This is a genomic window from Thermaerobacillus caldiproteolyticus, assembly GCF_013761245.1.
Taxonomy (GTDB): domain Bacteria; phylum Bacillota; class Bacilli; order Bacillales; family Anoxybacillaceae; genus Thermaerobacillus; species Thermaerobacillus caldiproteolyticus.
On the sequence record NZ_JACDUT010000021.1, the window covers coordinates 1 to 18,293 of the forward strand.

The following is an 18,293-nucleotide window of genomic DNA, read 5'->3' on the forward strand; positions in this document are numbered from 1 at the left end:
CCTGAGCCAGGATCAAACTCTCCATAGAAAGTTAAACAACCTAGCAAATTGACGTGGACGCTTCGTTTTGTTCAGTTTTCAAAGAACATTTGTTTCTGTCATTCAAAAACGACTCTTATAATATATCATTTCTATCAGACCTTGTCAACTACCTAAAAAACTATTTTTCAGCTCGTTGACAACAGCTTTAACAATATAACATCTTCTTAGATAAAATGTCAACATATTTTTATTCTATTTCACTTATCCTTGATCTCAGTGATAAATGATCTACTTAAAGATAACCCTCTATTTTTCAACAATTTAAGGCTGTTGATAGTACTAAAAAAGCTGAATAGCTGGCCATTCCTTATATGTAGCATTCTAAAAAATACCTAGCCATAAAAATAGCCGCGTACTTTTTAGCGATTTTATTTTTCATATCTCTCATTGATTTTAACCTTATTCCAGTCTTTTGCCAGCATTCCGTACACGACATGATCAACAAAATGGTCATATAGCCATTCCGCGTCTCTAATGGTCCCTTCATTGATAAATCCTAATCTTTCCGGAATTGCCCTGCTCTTCGAATTCTCAACTGCACATCTTATTTCGACTCTGTTTAACTTTAATTCATCGAAAGCATAGTTAATATACGCGATACATGATTTCGTCATCAAACCATGTCCCTGAAATTGCTCTCCTAACCAATAGCCTATACTCGTTTTTTTATTTGACCAATCGATACTATGAAATCCAATTACACCAGCGAGTTCGCCCTTGTACCAAATGCCCGTTTCAAATCCATTATTAGATGCAAATTTTTTCAGTGTCATTTCAATAAATCTTTTTGAATCTTCAACCGTTTTTGTAGAGTCAACCCACGGCAGCCATTTCCGTAAATATGTTCGACAAGAATCTGTAAGGGCAAACAGCTCCTCCGCATTTTGATAAGTAAGCAGCCTCAAAAATGTCTCTTCATCAATTTGAAAGGTAAACATCTATATCACCTACATTATACCGTGCTTTTTAGTCAACACGCTATAAATAAAAAAGCGCAAGCCCCCTGTTAAACATTACGAATAAGCACTCTTGTTACTCACTACCCCAGACTGCTTCAGATATCCCTTTCAAATCATGCTTTGTACAAGTGTGCATGGATGCCTACTCAAGATGCAAACTGACTGTAAACCGTGCTAGAAGCACGAATCTCTCTCGAAGCCAAATGTTCTTCACGAATAAAAGCGCTCGCAAAGATGGTTTGACACAAGAGAGCAGCCACTGAACTAGACAGTTTTCTTTTTTATCATTTATCCTTTTTCCTGCGCGAAGGAGAGTAAAGATATAATTTCTTGATATGATAAAAAAGGATGCTCACTTCATGTGAACATCCTTACCGTTTCTACTCTCTTAAAAATACGAAATATAAAATGAAAATGACAAACAAACCATATAAAATCGGATGAACTTCTTTACCGCGCCCTTTTAACACCATAGTGAGCGGATAAAAGATGAAACCAACAGCGATCCCTGTAGCGATGCTGTAAGAAAGCGGCATCGTGATTAACGTGAAAAAGGCTGGAACTGCAATTTCGAATTTTTTCCAGTCAATTTCACCAATGGAAGAAGCCATTAATGCACCGACAATAATTAAAGCTGGTGCTGTAACTGGCGCAGTAATTACCCCTAATAACGGAGAGAAGAATAAAGCTAATAAGAATAAAATTCCTGTGACAACCGCTGAGAATCCAGATCGTCCTCCTGCTGCAACACCTGCTGACGATTCAATATAAGAAGTAGTAGTCGACGTCCCGAAAATCGCTCCAACCATAACCGCTGTGGCATCCACAAGCAACGCTTTTCCCGCTCGAGGCAATTTATTGTCCTTTAATAATCCCGCTTGGTTCGCAACAGCAAGAAGCGTTCCTGTCGCATCAAAAAAGTCAACAATAAAAAACGTTAACACAACACCAAGCATCTTCAACGTAAAAATATCATCTAAATGTTGAATCGCAACACCGAAAGTAGGAGAAATATCCGGAATCGCACCAACGATTTGATGAGGTACTTTAATTAAACCAAAAATCATCCCTGCAACAGCGGTAATAAGCATACCGTAGAAAATACCACCATTTACTTTTTTAACCATTAAAGCAATGGTGACAAATAAACCTAATAACGCCAATAACGTATTTCCATTTTTTAAATCGCTCAAACCGACTAATGTCGCCGAGTTATCAACGATAATTCCCGCGTTTTGAAGTCCGATAAACGTAATAAATAATCCAATTCCTGCACCAACCGCATATTTTAAATCAAGCGGGATCGCATCAATAATTTTTTCGCGAATACCTGTCAATGTTAAAACAGTAAAAATAATTCCGGAAACAAATACTCCCGCTAGCGCTGTTTGCCAAGGAACGTGCATGTGTAATACAACCGTAAACGCAAAAAACGCATTCAATCCCATTCCCGGAGCTAGTGCAATAGGATATCTCGCTAAAATCCCCATCAGAATGGAACCGTACGCAGCAGCCAATGCAGTCGCAACAAACACCGCTCCTTGGTCGATTCGTAATTCGTTCGGAAAATCTTTTACAGCTCCTAATGAAAGGGTAAATGGATTGACGAACAACACATATGCCATCGACAAAAACGTCGTTAACCCGGCAATAATTTCTGTACGATAATTTGTGCCGAGCTCGTCAAATTGGAAATACTTTCTCACTTTTTTGTCCCCCCTAAACATAAATAAAACGCCTCTAGTTAGCTACCAGAAGCGTTGACTAATAAGGGATAATGAACATAGAGAGGACGCACGAAAGCAAATTACATGCTCTCTATCCCATTATACCTCGTAGTCAAGCTATTTACGGTAGCTTGGTAGAAACTCTCAGGCCATATTCCTGAGATTATACGACGTATTTTGACAATATTCGTTTTTCATGTACATTGTATCAACACAGCGGCTATACGTCAATAAAAAAAAACGAACATTTTGTACAAAATGTTCGTTTTTGTTCGTTTTTAATATATTATTCCCATTCGATCGTTGCTGGAGGCTTGCTTGTAATATCGTACACGACACGATTCACATGTGGGACTTCATTGACAATACGTGTTGAAATAACTTCCAATACATCCCAAGGAATGCGCGCCCAATCAGCTGTCATTCCATCAATCGACGTGACCGCACGAATGCCTACTGTGTAATCGTACGTGCGCGCATCTCCCATCACGCCGACGCTGCGGATGTCAGGAAGAACAGTGAAATACTGCCAAATTTCTCGGTCAAGTCCCGCTTTTTTGATTTCCTCGCGTAAAATAGCATCGGATTCACGAACAATTTCAAGTTTTTCCTCTGTTACTTCCCCAAGCACACGAATCCCTAATCCAGGACCCGGAAATGGTTGCCGCCATACAATTTCATCCGGAATACCCAATTCAGTTCCAAGCGCACGTACCTCATCTTTAAATAATGTGTTTAACGGTTCGATCAACTTGAACTTCATATCTTCTGGTAAACCGCCAACATTATGATGAGACTTAATCGTCTGCGCTGTAGCCGTTCCACTTTCAATAATATCAGTATACAGCGTGCCTTGTACTAAAAATTCAATTCCTTCTAATTTCGCTGCTTCATCATCAAACACATAAATAAATTCATTTCCGATGATTTTGCGCTTTTGCTCTGGATCTGTGACGCCTTTAAGCTTCGTGAGGAATCGTTCTCTTGCGTCTACTTTAATGACGTTCATATGGAATCCTTCGCGGAACGTTTTCATCACGCTCTCGGCTTCCCCTTTGCGCAGCAACCCATGGTCAACAAAAATACATGTTAGCTGATCTCCAATCGCCCGATGCACAAGCACAGCTGCGACAGAAGAATCAACACCTCCACTTAATGCGCAAAGCACTTTTTTATCGCCAACAAGCTCGCGAATTTTACGAATTTCGTTATCAATAAAGCTCTCCATCGTCCAATCGCCTTTGCATTGGCACACGTTGAACACAAAATTTTTTAATATGTCATTTCCATAAACAGAATGACGTACTTCTGGGTGGAATTGGACTGCATACCATTTCCGAGTTTCATCGCTCATCGCTGCAATTGGGCAAGACGGGCTTGTCGCATCAACAGAAAATCCTTCTGGAGGAGCAGTAACTAAGTCTCCATGGCTCATCCAAACCGTTTGTTCCTCTGGCAAATGTTCAAATAGTTTGGATGTATGTTGGACACGAATCGTTGCTTTCCCGTACTCACGATGTGTCGCTTTTTCTACTTTTCCCCCTAAGTGATGCGTCATTAACTGCATTCCGTAGCAAATTCCCAAGATCGGCAATCCAAGCTCAAAAATGTTCGGGTCGCAAGTAAAAGCATTGTCATCGTAAACGCTATTTGGACCGCCGGAAAATACAATTCCTTTTGCATTCATCGCTTGAATTTCTTCAGCGGTAATCGTATGTGGATGCAGTTCGCTATACACACCAAACTCGCGAATACGGCGAGTAATTAATTGGTTATATTGGCTACCGAAGTCTAACACGACAATCATTTCCTGCTTTTGTCCCATGTCATCACCTCATCGCAAAATAAAAAACTAGAATTGCCTCTTTATGGTATAAAGGCAGAATTCTAGTTATTCTGCCTTCATAGTCGGGTAATTTACGGTTACCCGGTAGAGACTCTCGAACCATATTATCGAGGATATATGAAGGAGTGTACTTCATTAAATTTTAGTCCATTCTATCAACTCTATCTCCAAACGGTCAAGATACTGTTTTTTTAATTAAATTTTCCCATAATTCTTTCACTTGTGTCCATTCTGTATGAACGTTTTCTTTTTGATAAACCATCTTTTCATACAAAAGAGTAAGCCGACTCATTTCGTTCGTTCCAAACCAATCATCGACATAAGCGGCGTATTGACGCAACGTTTGTCCATTTTTCCGTTTCAATCCATAATCATCTAAATGCCGCAATAGCGAAAGGTACGCTTTCGTGAACATTTGATCGTCCTGTTTATACGTAAACAACAAAAGCGTAATGTACGGCCACCATTTTCGCCTCGTTTTATACAATAGTAATACAACACCGAGCAAAATAAGCATCCCCATCACTATTTCTTTCCATGACAAAGCGGCAAAAGAGGCGGTTAGTTTGTCTTTTACACTTGGCGACGATATGTTCTCATGCTTTAACACGTCATTGAGTGGTGTTCGTTTTTGTTCTGGTTGTGTCCGCTGGGGTACCGGTGTTGGCTCCGATACGGATTGCGGCTCCGTAAAGCTGTACGGATTGCTAAAGCCTTGTGTCGGTTCAAACGGAACCCATCCCGTTCCGGCAAAATACACTTCAACCCATGAATGGGCGTTATTATTTGTAATTTGATAAATATTTTTTCCCTCTTTGGTTTCTTCCATTAATTGCCCAGACGTGTACCCTTTCACCCAACGAGCTGGAATGCCGACGGACCGGAGCAATACAACCATCGCTGTAGAAAAGTTATCACAGTAGCCTTTTTTCGTTTCAAATAAAAACTGATCAACATAATCATCGTTTTCTCCCGGAACTGCAACATCTTTCGTTTCATACAAATAACCATTCAAATGAAAATATTGTTCAATGGCTTTTGTTTTTTCATACTGTGTCGTTTTTCCTTTTGTAATTTGTTGAGCCAACTCACGAACCCTCTTTGGTAGATTCGCAGGGAGTTGAGTATACCGTTTCACGAGTTGCTCATCTTGCACAGTAGGAGCAGCATTTAATTTGTCAATCGCAAACGTCGGATATTCATACGTAAGTTCATATGTTCGTAAAGGCACAATATAGGCCGAACGATCCGTCGGATAAATTCTCTCTGTCCCTACTTGTAAGCGAAATACAATATCGCCAGAAACATTTACCGCTTTTAAACCAAGCGGATAAATTAAATGAGAGTAACCCTGAAACATGTTTACTTTCGCTGTGAATACCTCTTTTTTAGCATTTCCTTCAAACCATTGATGTACATTGTTTTCTTTTTCAAACGTTTTTACTTGGACGCTATCGGTTTCTTTCCAGCCTTTTCCCGTATAAATATCTTTTGTCTCGACGCGCCAATAATGTCGCTTCTCATCTTCTGCCATGAAAACAACGGTATCATCGGCAATAAATGGTCCGCCTAATCGAGAGTCGTTATAACCATACCCAACTTTTTTGACAAGAGCCTTTTGACGTTCTTGCTCTTGTTCATGATGTGTCGCATAACTTTTCACAAAAGCGACAGGGTCGGGCCACTTCGGTGGATGTTTCGGCGCCATATAACCCATTGCAACCGAAAGACCAATAAGACCTATACAAGCCGCCGCCCATGTTCTTGTTCTGTTTACCGCTATCTCTTTTTCACGTAAGCGCTCATCATGCAGCCAGCTCAATAAGAAAAAGCCAAACACGACTAAACGAACAATAGCTCCATTTCCCTGAAATGCCGTAAACGTATCCAGCACCGCAATATAGGTAACCGTCATCGCATAAAAAAGAAACAATCTTTTTTGGGCAAACAACCAATATCGAATCAGATACGCCGTGATCCATAACAATAGAAAAAATAAAAAACTGCGGAAAGGGTTGGTTAGCTCTGTCCAGCGAAACTGGCTAATGACAGAAATATGGCTTATCATTTCAAATAGGAGAGACAGAATCGCTTCGGACCACGGACCATGAAAAAACAACACGTTTAATGCATAAACGATATACCCGGCTTTGAAAAGAACGCGAATCCAAAACGGAACACGTAAAAAATAAAGGAGAAAACAAAGCGCTACAAATAGGATAAATATTCCGATATTCCTCGTATCTGACACCGTTTCAAGCGGCATGAGCCACTCCGCTAAAAGCCAAAACGCAAATCCGTATAACACCAATCCTTTTATGCTTCTCTCCGTGTAAACCACGAGCTACTTCCCACCTTTAACTAAGGCATCAGCAAAGTTTCGCCGCTCCGTCACAATCGTAACGACTCCCCTTCGTCTTAGCTGTTCGATCATGCCTCGTTCTTCTTTCGATAGACAAGTTTCCTGATCTTTAATGAGAAAGACAGTCCCATAACGATTTCGCGATGCTACATCGCTTAGTACCGATATCAGTTCTTTGTCAAGAGAGGAGGTCACATAACAAAAGGAAAAAGCAGCCGGCCATTGCATAATTTCTTTCTGAATGATCCGAGCAAATGGTTCTGAACCATCACATGTCACTTTCGCTAAATAATAAAACAGGCGGTGAAGGTGTGCTTCTCCATCTCTTGCCGGAAAAATGACCCGATCACTGCCGACAGAGACAAACCCTGTTTGCACTCCTTTTTTGATTGCTGCCCGAATCAAGGAAGCCGAAAACGTGACCATATCTTCAAACAACGGTGTCGGCGTACGATTAAGAAACACAATCAAATCTTCGCTTTGTCTTTCTTCAAAGTCTTTTGTCATCAATTCATTTTTTCGCGCCGACGCTTTCCAATGAATCCACGAGAATCGGTCCCCTTGGGCATATTCCCGGACACCGACAGCGATCGTCATGTCGCGATGAAGCAGAAGAGGCGAAGCAGTAACCCCTTGGTCAAACCGTTGTCCTACCTTACGATATGTCATTTCAATATAGCGTGGATAAACGAGAATGGTATTCTCGGCCGAATACGTTACTTCCTTCTCGACTAAACCAAAAAAATCCGTCATTTTTAGCCGAATTGTTGAAAAAACATGTTCCCCCCGAGGCAATTCGCGTAATTCATACGTCCAGGAGAACTCCTTTTTCCACAGGGGAGATAATATGGTTTTCGCATTTTGCCGTTGGTAATGCATCTGTATCGATGGTGGCCATTCATCCTCTGCAATGATATACACAATCGGAAAGAAAATCGGCGCTGTCATTTGAATAGTAACGTTAAACCGATCTCCCGCATGATATTGCTGTTGATTCACGATTCGAACAATCTTTAACTTATGGAGAGGATAAAAAACAATCGTGAGAGAATATAAACCAAATGGAAGAAAACTATAAAATAAAAACCAGCTGACAAAGCCGCCCTGAAACATCGCATATGAAAAAAGAATGCCAAATAAGCAAACGATGAACACAACTTGACGTACAAACCGTATTTTCTGTTTCATCATGTGTTCACTACCTTTGAATAGGCACAGGGGTCCGCGCAACAATTTTGGCGATGATATCTTCAGCGACAAGCCCATCAAATTTCGCCTCTGGCTTTAATATAATGCGATGGGACAACACATATGGAGCTAAAAACTGTACATCATCCGGAATGACAAACGTGCGTCCATGCATAAAGGCATAAGCTTGAGCTGCTTTCATCAATGCGACGGAACCGCGCGGGCTGACTCCTAAATACACAGACTCATTCGAGCGGCTTCGTTGGACAATTTCAACAATATATCGTTTTATGCTTTCATCAACATATACATCTTTCACTTTCTGCTGCAATGAAAGCAATTCTTCAACCGTAATCACTGACTGCAACTCATCAATCGGCGGCACTTTTTCCGCCCGGCTTAATACTTCGATTTCTTCTAAAAAGGTAGGATATCCTATTTTCATTTTCAATAAAAATCGATCAAGCTGCGCTTCCGGTAACGGATACGTACCTTCATATTCAATCGGGTTTTGCGTCGCCATAACAAAAAACGGACGCGGTAACGGTCTTGTCACCCCATCGACCGTAATATTTCCTTCCTCCATCGCCTCTAACAATGCCGATTGCGTTTTTGGAGAGGTCCGGTTAATTTCATCAGCTAAAATAATATTCCCCATAATCGGCCCCGGTTTATATTCAAACTGCATTTCTTTTTGATTATAAATAGACACACCAGTGACATCGCTCGGAAGCAAATCAGGAGTAAATTGAATGCGTTTAAAATGCGCATTTACCGACTTCGCTAACGCGCGAACGAGCATCGTTTTTCCGACTCCCGGAACATCCTCTAACAGCACATGTCCTCCTGCCAGCAGCGCTACAAAGCTTAATGTAGTAACATCACGTTTTCCAATAATCACTTTTTCAATATTTTCAATTACTCGAGCAATGATCGGTTGCAACGTTTCATACCTTTCCATTCTTAAAGCTCCTTTAATCTATTTATCAGTAAAACTATATTCGATTCATAGAAACGAAAACCCTTTAAACAACATTAAGAAAATTACAGGATTTTTCTAAAAAAACAGAATCATATACCGTCTTTCTTGATCATTCACTTCGTTTAAAATCGAAACAAGTTTTAATGGGCATAACCCCAAAGTTTGAAAATAGAATAGCGAGAAGACAGAATTTTTCAATTTTATTCCAAGTCAATGAGGAGGGATTAGGTGAAGGACATGTTGAAAAACAGCAAAACATTGTTAACAAAAGAAGCTTCTTCAAAAAAATGGACGATCATCGGACCAGGGCTGATTGTTGCTGCAACTGGCGTAGGAGCTGGAGACCTTGTTGCAGCGCTGGTTGCAGGGACCAATTACGGATTAATGTTTATGTGGGCAATTATTGTCGGTGCCATTTTAAAATTTGCTCTCAATGAAGGTGTCAGTCGCTGGCATTTAATCAGCGGCAAGACAATTTTTGAAGGATGGCAAGCAATGGGCAAATGGGCATCTGGCTATTTTGGCATTTACGCTATCATTTGGGGCTTTGTTTACGGAGCCGCCGGCACATCCTCTTGCACGTTGGCCATGTCAGCCATGTTTCCTTCCATTCCTTTATGGGGCTGGGCTATCATACATGGTCTGGCTGGATTTGCGTTAACATGGCGAGGGCGTTTCCAAATGTTCCAACGGATTATGAATGTACTAGTAGCAATAATGTTTATTACTGTAGTAGGATCAGCTATCCTTGTTCTTCCCCAACTAGATGGGCTATGGCATACCGCTGTTCCTCAATTACCAAAAGGGTCCCTTTTCTATGCCTTAGGGCTGATCGGAGGCGTTGGTGGATCAATTACCATGGCTTCTTATGGCTATTGGATTCAGGAAAACCAATGGAAAGACCGATCACACATTTCGTTCATGCGTTATGATTCTGCCGTCGCTTATATAGTGACTGCGATTTTCACTTTATCATTGCTTGTGCTCGGAGCAGCGCTTTTATTTGGAACACATTACAGCATTAGCGGTGAGCAAGGGCTAGTGTCTTTCGCTTCGATTATGGGAAATGAATTACATCCAGCTGCACGTTGGCTTTTTTTACTCGGATTTTGGTCAGCTTCCTTTACCTCTGTTCTTGGAGTGTGGAACGGAGTAGCCTATTTGTTCGCTGACTTTATTCGTACAATTCGGGCTGCACATATCGAAAAAGAACACTTGAATCAAACGAAGGCATATCGGTTTTACGTCTTCTGGCTTACATTCCCGCCTATGTTGTTGCACTTTATCGGCAAACCGGTTGGCTTGATTATCGCCTATGGAGCGCTGGGAGCATTGTTTATGCCGTTTTTAGCTGTAACGCTATTATGGCTTTTGAATTCTAAAAAACAGTTGCCGGAACAGGAACGTAATCATTGGTTTTCTAATTTGTTTCTTTCCCTTTGCCTCTTGTTGTTTGCCGTCTTAGCGGCAAGTGAATTACGTCATCTTTTTTAAAGAAGGTACGCACTTAACGTTTATTGTTATTACCAAAAAGTGTTTACGACTGTATAATGCAAAAAAGGAACACTGGGGAGCCCCAGTGTTCCAAGCGTTTTTGGCGATATTACATCATGCCGCCCATGTCAGGCATACCTGCATTGCCGCCTTTATTTTCTTCTGGTTTATCTGCGACAACTGCTTCAGTTGTTAAGAACATAGATGCAACAGACGCTGCGTTTTGAAGCGCAGAACGAGTTACTTTTGTAGGGTCAACCCTTGGCAATATTGAGTTTTATAATCATGTAATATTTATATTCAACTATCACTAACCACTTCTCGTGATAAAGCTTCAATAAAAGTTGTAAAGTAGTGATAGAAAACTGTAAAGTGGTTAAACAGATACTAGTCCTAACCTCTAATATTGCCTTAATTAGACTAATTCTTTGAGTTTTTAGAGTATCGTTAAAAAGCATCGAAGAGACATAAAAACCATGATGTGTGGATGAACCCGACTATGGGTTATCTCATCCATGACCCCATTGAAAATGTGGAAATATCCTCCCATATCATGAACATATAGAAAGCGTCCCTTAAAATGTCTTTGCTTCTAACTCATTCTTTCTGCGGATGAGAGCTCTCTTTGTAATACCTGTCATTTCTTCGACTTCGTTGTATATATGTGTCATATGTGTCTTGAGTAATTCTAGAGCATGCTGCACTTGAGACTTTGAGTGTTTTCGAGGTCTTCCCTCTCGAAAATCTTCTCGCTGTTTTGCAAGTGCCTTTCCTTCTTGTGCACGTTCCACAATTAGGTTTCTTTCCATTTCAGCTACTGCAAGAAGAGTCTACAAGAAAAACCGTCCCATTGTCGTGTTTTCTAATAGACCAACATTCAATACATGAACCTTTACATTCTTCTCGAATAGGCTCTCAATGATTTCAATTCCCTCTTTTGTATTTCTTGAAAATCGGTCTAGCTTTGTTACCACTAAAGTGTCACCCTCTTTCCCTTCTTGAACTGAGGTCTGTCCGTTTTCGTTCCAGTGAACTTCTCTTCAAAGATGACCTCACACCCTTCTTTCTTTAATTCCTCGATTTGTACAGTAAGGTCTTGAGCGATTGTTGACACTCTAGCATAACCATATTTCATGTCAGTTTCTCCTCTGATTTATGTCACTATGTTTTGACACCGTTTGAACCTTGATAGTACTAGACCGTAAAAATAGTGCCAGTACTACTGAGTTATGACACTATTCGTTTTAATGAAATAAAAAAAGCCGATTTCCCAGTCAGGGAATCGACCTTAAAAACTCTTATTTCAACTAACCCACCTAATAGTTTAAGAATATTTTTTATGCTTCACTAATTCCCATTGCTAATAGTAAAAGAAAAGTAAAGACCAAAACAATTCCGTTTCCTATCAATCCAATAATTAGTAGAAAGAAGCGTTTAGTCATCAACCACGAGAACACCGCAAATAAAATACCAATAATCGCTAAGATACCATAAATTGTGATTATAAAATAAATATCAGCATTTGGACCTCTTTCGATATAGAAAATAATGATACTTATTATCACAGGTAACAGAGACGTGGCACCTAATATACTTCCTACTTTTTTCTTGTCTAACACTACAAAACACCTCCTCTGTTGAGAATAACTTTTTGAATCATAGTCACCCGTTAGTTCAACAAGAATTTTTATGAAAAACTCTAATCCTTTCAGATTTACCCGTTGCTATATCATCAAATGGAGTATAGTTGTTACCTAGTAATTTTTTTATTACTTTAAATATGAACTAACCAACAGCAAACACTACAATTGCGGTGAATAAATACGCCATCAAAACACCTCCACTTTCCAACATTATACATTATACTTACACATTAACTCACTTAATGCTTTTTGCATATCCATTATTTGAGTCGTATCGGAAATTTATGTGTGGATAAGAGTGGTTCTACATGAAACCCACACACCACGCATTAACACGGAACTCTACAGCAGTCTCTCAGAATACATTCACCCCTAAGCATAAATAAAGGGGAACTTTTAAACGCCTCTATGAGCCATTCTGAGCGTTTGAGAGCGTATGTACAGGACTCACTTAACTCATTATATGGACTCGCTATGCTTTCACTAACCTGTTCGTTAGCACAAAAAAAGCGTTTCTGCTTATTACAGAAACGCACCCGTTTGAAAAAGAACATCGTTGCTATTTGAACAAAACATCCCAAAATTTAATTAATGGGAATAGATACGTTGCTTAACTGATGACCTCTAGAGTCATAAGCCACTAAGAAATATTTAGTTTGTTCGAATTTTAACCCATAAAAGCGAACAAAAGACACATCACCTAACTTATTAGAAGTGAAAGCTGATGAATATGACTCCAGCTTGCCATCCTTAGATTGGATTTTAAAATAAACATTCTCGCTCTTACTTTGTGACAGATCATAATATACAGTTGTTGAAATAGGTGTTGTCACTACCTTTTGAATGGTTACATTTTCTCCATTATTTAACGTGATTGTTTTATTTATTTCAAACACTTTTTTCTCTTCTAATAATTTTGCTTGTGATACTTTTACATGAAACGTCCAAGGTTGTTCAATTTTTGTATCAAAATTCCAGGTGTCATAGCTAATTTCCATTTGAACGTTTTCTGTTTTTATAGGGTGTTCCAAATCAATATCATTATAAATCATGAACATTTTATTATTTAATTCAACAGACTGTCCTCCTGTTGTGACCGTATACACCTTACCGTTGATTTTTACTTTTGGTGTAATATACGTCTGGTAGTCAAAGTCTACATGCTCTGCTGGCTCGAATGTGGCACTTAAAAATAATTGTCGGTCGTCTATCATGACTTCATTTAATGTTAATTTTCCAAGCTCATTTTCAGCCGTTTCTCCAATAGCCGTTTTATATGCCGAATAATCGAGATTTTCATTTGAATTTATATATTTTTCAATGACTCCACCTACAAACGGCATACTTGCGATAGTTCCTTTATCAATTGTTAGAGATAAGCTAAGAACACAAACAGCAACAGAAGCAATCCCTACTCCTAACCATTTCTTCTTCGGTTTCCTTAAAGAAATTTCCTTTTTTACCTTTTTTAAAATTCTTTTTTGTTCATGTTTTGACAGTGGCATTTCTTCAAATTCACTTAAATCTAATTTGACATCATTTAGGTCTTTAAAAATAGACATATTATGATCCCTCATCTCTTAATAAGATGTTTTTTAACTTTTTTCTACCTCTAGACAGCTTATTATGCACCCAAGACTCCTTCGATTTAAAATAAGTCGCAATTTCTCTAGAGGGTACGCCCTCGATATAATATTTTTTAAAAATAGTCCGTTCCACATCAGAAAGTTCATTTAACAAGATTTCCATATCGAACATGTGTATCTCTGAAACAGATTGACCAGATAACCTTTCATCCAATTCAAATTTACTTATATGTTGCTTTTCTTTTTCGGACTTTCGTACATAATCAATTGCTCTGTACTTAGCAATGGCTGCAATCCACTGCTTAAATTCATTTTTTGTAGGGTCAAATGAATCAATATGAAACCAAACCGAAACTAATACATCTGCTAAACATTCCTCTATGTCTTGTTGGTTTCCTTGAAGATATTTTCGAATAATTGCATTGAGTAGCCCTCCATATGTTTGAAGTACATAAGAAATACTTTCTTCATTTTTCAATTTTATTTGTTGAACAACATTTTCTTCTGTGACACGCAACTCCACCCCTCCTTCATTTATTTTTCAGTATCTGTTTAGTAATACGTTCGTTATTGTTAAATCCTATCAAATTTAAAAAAAATAAACCGATAGATGAAAAATTTCTATCGGTAAGCAATAATATTATGTGATTTTATTAAGAGGTGCGTACTGTTCTATTCCAATTATGTCAACTAATTAGCTGTCCTTCAAATATACCTACTTATTCATACAGAAAGGTATCGCTCCCTTTTTCCTCTGTTAAAATCGATACCCCTCGGATTAGAACCATCTAGCCTTTACCTAAACTAATCTTAATTTAAGATAGAAACATTTCGCAAAATTAACCTGCTCCGTTAGAACAAAAAAGCGTCCCTACTTAAGACGTACACATAAGTAAAAATGAACTTGTTGAAAGAACAGATAAATGCAACCATTAATGAGCCAAAAATAGTCCACAAATTTCCCTAAAGTCATTTCATAATTTAGTCCGTGTTCTTGAAGCATCTGTCATCCAAAAAGCCTTGATAAGCGAATTTTAGCAACAAAAAACCACTCCCTAAATTTTTATAGGAAGTGGTTATTGCTATTGATATAAATTATTTACATGACTACTCCTTAAAATAATAGAGGAGAAATAGCCGTAGCTATTTCTCCAACGAAAGGCTCAAAAGCCTTACATCATTCCGCCCATGTCAGGCATTCCCGCACCTGCGCCGCCTTTGTTTTCTTCTGGCTTGTCAGCAACAACTGCTTCAGTTGTTAAGAACATAGCGGCAACAGATGCTGCGTTTTGAAGCGCAGAACGAGTTACTTTTGTAGGGTCAACGATACCAGCTTCAATCATGTCAACCCATTCACCAGTAGCAGCGTTGAAGCCGATGCCTGGTTTTTCGTTCTTTAAGCGCTCAACGATAACAGAGCCTTCTAAACCAGCGTTGTAAGCGATTTGACGAACTGGCTCTTCCATAGCGCGAAGAACGATTTTCACACCAGTCGCTTCGTCGCCTTCAGCTTGGATTTCAGCAACTTTGTTGTATACGTTTAATAATGCAGTACCACCGCCTGCTACGATACCTTCTTCAACTGCTGCACGTGTAGCGTTAAGAGCGTCTTCAATGCGTAATTTGCGCTCTTTTAATTCAGTTTCAGTAGCAGCACCAACTTTGATTACTGCTACGCCGCCTGCTAATTTCGCTAAGCGCTCTTGTAATTTTTCACGATCGAATTCAGAAGTAGTTTCTTCTAATTGAGCGCGGATTTGGTTGATGCGAGCTTTGATGCGATCAGAATCGCCAGCACCTTCAACGATTGTTGTATGTTCTTTTGTAACAACAACTTTAGAAGCGCGACCAAGTGATGCGATTGTTGTAGATTTTAAGTCGCGACCTAATTCTTCAGTGATAACTTCACCGCCAGTTAAAATAGCGATGTCTTCTAACATTGCTTTACGACGATCACCAAAGCCAGGAGCTTTAACAGCTACAGCTGTGAATGTACCGCGAAGTTTGTTTACTACTAATGTAGCAAGCGCTTCGCCTTCAACGTCTTCAGCGATGATTAATAATGGTTTGCCTTGTTGAACAACTTGTTCTAATACAGGTAAGATTTCTTGAATGCTTGAAATCTTCTTGTCAGTGATTAAGATATATGGATTTTCTAATACTGCTTCCATTTTTTCAGTATCAGTAATCATGTATGGAGAAGCATAACCACGGTCAAATTGCATACCTTCTACTACATCTAACTCAGTAGTGAAGCCTTTAGATTCTTCTAAAGTGATAACACCGTCTTTACCTACGCGCTCCATTGCTTCTGCGATTAATTTACCTACTTCTTCGTCAGCAGCAGAAATCGCAGCAACTTGAGCGATAGATTCTTTGCCTTCGATTGGTTTAGAGATTGCTTTTAATTCTTCTACCGCAACAGCTACTGCTTTTTCGATACCTTTGCGGATACCCATTGGGTTCGCACCAGCTGTTACGTTCTTTAAGCCTTCACGGATCATCGCTTGAGCTAATACAGTTGCAGTAGTCGTACCGTCACCAGCAACGTCGTTTGTTTTGCTTGCTACTTCAGCAACAAGCTTCGCACCCATGTTTTCAAATGGATCTTCTAATTCGATTTCTTTTGCGATTGTTACACCGTCGTTAGTGATTAATGGAGAACCGAATTTTTTCTCTAATACAACGTTACGGCCTTTTGGACCTAATGTCACTTTTACTGCATCAGCTAATTTATCCACACCGCGTAACATCGCACGACGAGCTTCTTCGCTGAATTTAATTTCTTTTGCCATATACCCCGTTACCTCCTTATGAAATGTAATGGTTAAGTATTTTTTTGTATATCTATGTTATAAAAGCTGTATAAGGATTCACATTAACCAATTACAGCTAAAATGTCACTTTCACGTAAAATTAAATATTCTTTGCCTTCATATTTTACTTCTGTACCCGCATATTTTGAGAAGATGATACGATCGCCAACAGCTACTTCTGGAGCTACACGTTCACCGCTGTCAAGTACGCGACCTGTACCAACAGCTACTACTTTTCCTTCTTGTGGTTTCTCTTTCGCAGTGTCTGGTAACACAATACCACTTGCAGTTTTTTCCTCTGTCTCAACTAGCTCAATAACAACGCGATCACCTAATGGCTTTAACACGGGAAACAACCTCCTTAAACATAATTTTCGCATCGTTTTATTAGCACTCGTTTATATCGAGTGCTAACACACTTATAATATTAATGAACTTCTCCTTTTTTTGCAAGTAGAAAATATAAAAAATTTTATTTTTCATGCACCCTTTTCAATTATGTCACATTCTTTCAAATCTAAATCGCCATTATAAAAACTTTTTTGTGATGATTTCGTGGGAAGTTGTGCTAAAATACGAGAAGCATGATTATTTTTTAGAAAAGGGGTATTTCCATTGAAACGGCGCCACTGGTATATCATAATTGCATATATCATTATGCAGCTGTCAGGAATCGTTGGTGTTCCACTGTTACGTGCGATCGGAGTTGGTTCTTCATCGGCCGATGAATATACAGCGAATTCGGTCGCTTCCGGTTATTGGGCGGTTATTAGCTTCCTTGTTACATTTTTGATCATCTTATTTTTATTAAAAGAGGACATAAAAGAGCAGTATAATGCTCACCATCGTGCTTCCAATGTGGCGACTGTCATGTGGGCCATAGGAGGGTTTTTTTTAGCATTGTTTTCTCAAAGCATTGCTGCTACGATTGAAACTCGCTTTTTTGGAATCGAACCGGGCTCAGAAAATACAAAAAGAATTGTGGAAATCATTAGACTGACTCCATCACTTGTGATTGTTACCTCCATCATCGGGCCGATTTTAGAGGAAATCATTTTTCGAAAAATTATTTTCGGTTCCCTTTATAAAAAATACAATTTCTTCATCGCAGCGATTGTAAGCTCATTATTATTTGCTGTCGTCCATATGGAACTTGAGCATCTCTTACTGTACGCAACGATGGGGGTTACCTTTGCCTTTCTTTATGCGAAAACCAAGCGCATTATCGTACCGATATTTGCTCACGTGACCATGAACACATTCGTTGTTTTTATGCAAACTATTTTCGCGGATGAAATCGAAAAAATAATGCGACAAGCAGAACATGTCCAGTTCATATTTGGAGGATTTTGATAACATGAGAACTTCACCGTTACATATTGCATTGTTCTATTTCTTAATGGGAGCATTATTCACGTATCTAGCGATTCAAAGTGCTCACGAAACCATTTGGAACTTCTCTACGATTGTGTTAATGGTGATCGCTACACTAGACTTCGGGACAGCATTGCGCATGCTCGCTTTTTATTTTAAAAAATAAACCTCCCTGCATTATGAAGTGACCCCTGTCAAGTAGACAGGAATAAAAAAGAACATTTAAGCAGCCTGAGTCCTATATTCATAAGGACTCAGGTTGTTTAATTTTTTT

14 protein-coding genes, 2 pseudogenes and 2 riboswitches are annotated in these 18,293 nt (G+C 39.2%); of the genes and pseudogenes, 3 read left to right on the top strand and 13 right to left on the bottom strand.

Features of this window, described 5'->3' with window-relative positions; translation table 11 throughout:
• Positions 1–410: 410 nt before the first annotated feature.
• The 6 genes from HNR31_RS17965 to HNR31_RS17990 all read right to left on the bottom strand — a co-directional run bounded on the left by HNR31_RS17965 (position 411) and on the right by HNR31_RS17990 (position 9,085).
• Positions 411–980: a GNAT family N-acetyltransferase gene (locus tag HNR31_RS17965; RefSeq protein ID WP_181557539.1), complete on the bottom strand. Its 570-nt coding sequence runs from the start codon at positions 978–980 to the stop codon at positions 411–413.
• Between the two features lie 401 nt (positions 981–1,381).
• Positions 1,382–2,707 (bottom strand): NCS2 family permease, encoded by a 1,326-nt coding sequence (locus HNR31_RS17970; protein WP_181557540.1) that lies wholly within the window; start codon positions 2,705–2,707, stop codon positions 1,382–1,384.
• A 110-nt stretch (positions 2,708–2,817) separates the two neighbouring features.
• Positions 2,818–2,919, bottom strand: a riboswitch (purine riboswitch).
• A 95-nt stretch (positions 2,920–3,014) separates the two neighbouring features.
• Positions 3,015–4,553, bottom strand: a complete 1,539-nt coding sequence (gene guaA / locus HNR31_RS17975; RefSeq protein WP_181557541.1) for a glutamine-hydrolyzing GMP synthase — start codon at positions 4,551–4,553, stop codon at positions 3,015–3,017.
• Positions 4,554–4,613: 60 nt separating this feature from the next.
• A riboswitch (purine riboswitch) is annotated at positions 4,614–4,715 on the bottom strand.
• Positions 4,716–4,749: 34 nt separating this feature from the next.
• Positions 4,750–6,915, bottom strand: coding sequence for a DUF4129 domain-containing transglutaminase family protein (locus HNR31_RS17980; RefSeq protein WP_309505749.1), 2,166 nt, complete (start codon positions 6,913–6,915; stop codon positions 4,750–4,752).
• 3 nt (positions 6,916–6,918) lie between these two features.
• Positions 6,919–8,127 (bottom strand): DUF58 domain-containing protein, encoded by a 1,209-nt coding sequence (locus HNR31_RS17985; RefSeq protein WP_258561125.1) that lies wholly within the window; start codon positions 8,125–8,127, stop codon positions 6,919–6,921.
• 7 nt (positions 8,128–8,134) lie between these two features.
• Positions 8,135–9,085 carry an AAA family ATPase gene (locus HNR31_RS17990; protein WP_181557542.1) on the bottom strand — a complete coding sequence of 317 codons (951 nt, stop codon included), beginning with the start codon at positions 9,083–9,085 and terminating at the stop codon, positions 8,135–8,137.
• A 258-nt stretch (positions 9,086–9,343) separates the two neighbouring features.
• Here HNR31_RS17990 and HNR31_RS17995 point away from each other — a divergent pair, with 258 nt between their 5' ends.
• Positions 9,344–10,600 (top strand): Nramp family divalent metal transporter, encoded by a 1,257-nt coding sequence (locus HNR31_RS17995; protein WP_181557551.1) that lies wholly within the window; start codon positions 9,344–9,346, stop codon positions 10,598–10,600.
• A gap of 109 nt (positions 10,601–10,709) precedes the next feature.
• Here the strand turns inward: HNR31_RS17995 and HNR31_RS18000 are convergent.
• The 7 genes and pseudogenes from HNR31_RS18000 to groES form a co-directional block, all read right to left on the bottom strand.
• A pseudogene (locus HNR31_RS18000) lies at positions 10,710–10,859 on the bottom strand (hypothetical protein); the annotation flags it as partial.
• A 316-nt stretch (positions 10,860–11,175) separates the two neighbouring features.
• Positions 11,176–11,735 (bottom strand): annotated as a pseudogene (locus HNR31_RS18005) (recombinase family protein).
• Between the two features lie 202 nt (positions 11,736–11,937).
• Complete coding sequence (locus tag HNR31_RS18010; protein ID WP_181557543.1) at positions 11,938–12,219, bottom strand: hypothetical protein; 282 nt, start codon at positions 12,217–12,219, stop codon at positions 11,938–11,940.
• Positions 12,220–12,827: 608 nt separating this feature from the next.
• Entirely contained in the window at positions 12,828–13,805 is a 978-nt protein-coding gene (locus HNR31_RS18015) for a DUF4179 domain-containing protein (RefSeq protein WP_181557544.1), read from the bottom strand.
• Between the two features lies 1 nt (position 13,806).
• A complete protein-coding gene (locus HNR31_RS18020) occupies positions 13,807–14,346 on the bottom strand; it encodes a sigma-70 family RNA polymerase sigma factor (protein ID WP_181557545.1) in 540 nt (179 codons plus the stop codon).
• A 655-nt stretch (positions 14,347–15,001) separates the two neighbouring features.
• Positions 15,002–16,624, bottom strand: coding sequence for a chaperonin GroEL (groL, locus tag HNR31_RS18025; protein WP_181538908.1), 1,623 nt, complete (start codon positions 16,622–16,624; stop codon positions 15,002–15,004).
• Between the two features lie 83 nt (positions 16,625–16,707).
• Positions 16,708–16,992 carry a co-chaperone GroES gene (groES, locus tag HNR31_RS18030; protein WP_181557546.1) on the bottom strand — a complete coding sequence of 95 codons (285 nt, stop codon included), beginning with the start codon at positions 16,990–16,992 and terminating at the stop codon, positions 16,708–16,710.
• A 268-nt stretch (positions 16,993–17,260) separates the two neighbouring features.
• On the opposite strand from groES, the gene HNR31_RS18035 reads away from it, so the two are divergent.
• Positions 17,261–17,998 (top strand): CPBP family intramembrane glutamic endopeptidase, encoded by a 738-nt coding sequence (locus HNR31_RS18035; RefSeq protein ID WP_181557547.1) that lies wholly within the window; start codon positions 17,261–17,263, stop codon positions 17,996–17,998.
• A gap of 4 nt (positions 17,999–18,002) precedes the next feature.
• Positions 18,003–18,185 (top strand): YdiK family protein, encoded by a 183-nt coding sequence (locus HNR31_RS18040; RefSeq protein WP_181557548.1) that lies wholly within the window; start codon positions 18,003–18,005, stop codon positions 18,183–18,185.
• Positions 18,186–18,293: the final 108 nt, after the last annotated feature.

What these genes read in the sequence shown, in the direction of transcription:
- HNR31_RS17965 (WP_181557539.1), bottom strand. Translation starts at nt 980, where the DNA reads ATGTTTACCTTTCAAATTGATGAAGAGACATTTTTGAGGCTGCTTACT.
- guaA (WP_181557541.1), bottom strand. Translation starts at nt 4,553, where the DNA reads ATGGGACAAAAGCAGGAAATGATTGTCGTGTTAGACTTCGGTAGCCAA.
- HNR31_RS17985 (WP_258561125.1), bottom strand. Translation starts at nt 8,127, where the DNA reads ATGATGAAACAGAAAATACGGTTTGTACGTCAAGTTGTGTTCATCGTT.
- HNR31_RS17990 (WP_181557542.1), bottom strand. Translation starts at nt 9,085, where the DNA reads ATGGAAAGGTATGAAACGTTGCAACCGATCATTGCTCGAGTAATTGAA.
- HNR31_RS17995 (WP_181557551.1), top strand. Translation starts at nt 9,344, where the DNA reads ATGTTGAAAAACAGCAAAACATTGTTAACAAAAGAAGCTTCTTCAAAA.
- HNR31_RS18015 (WP_181557544.1), bottom strand. Translation starts at nt 13,805, where the DNA reads ATGTCTATTTTTAAAGACCTAAATGATGTCAAATTAGATTTAAGTGAA.
- groL (WP_181538908.1), bottom strand. Translation starts at nt 16,624, where the DNA reads ATGGCAAAAGAAATTAAATTCAGCGAAGAAGCTCGTCGTGCGATGTTA.
- HNR31_RS18040 (WP_181557548.1), top strand. Translation starts at nt 18,003, where the DNA reads ATGAGAACTTCACCGTTACATATTGCATTGTTCTATTTCTTAATGGGA.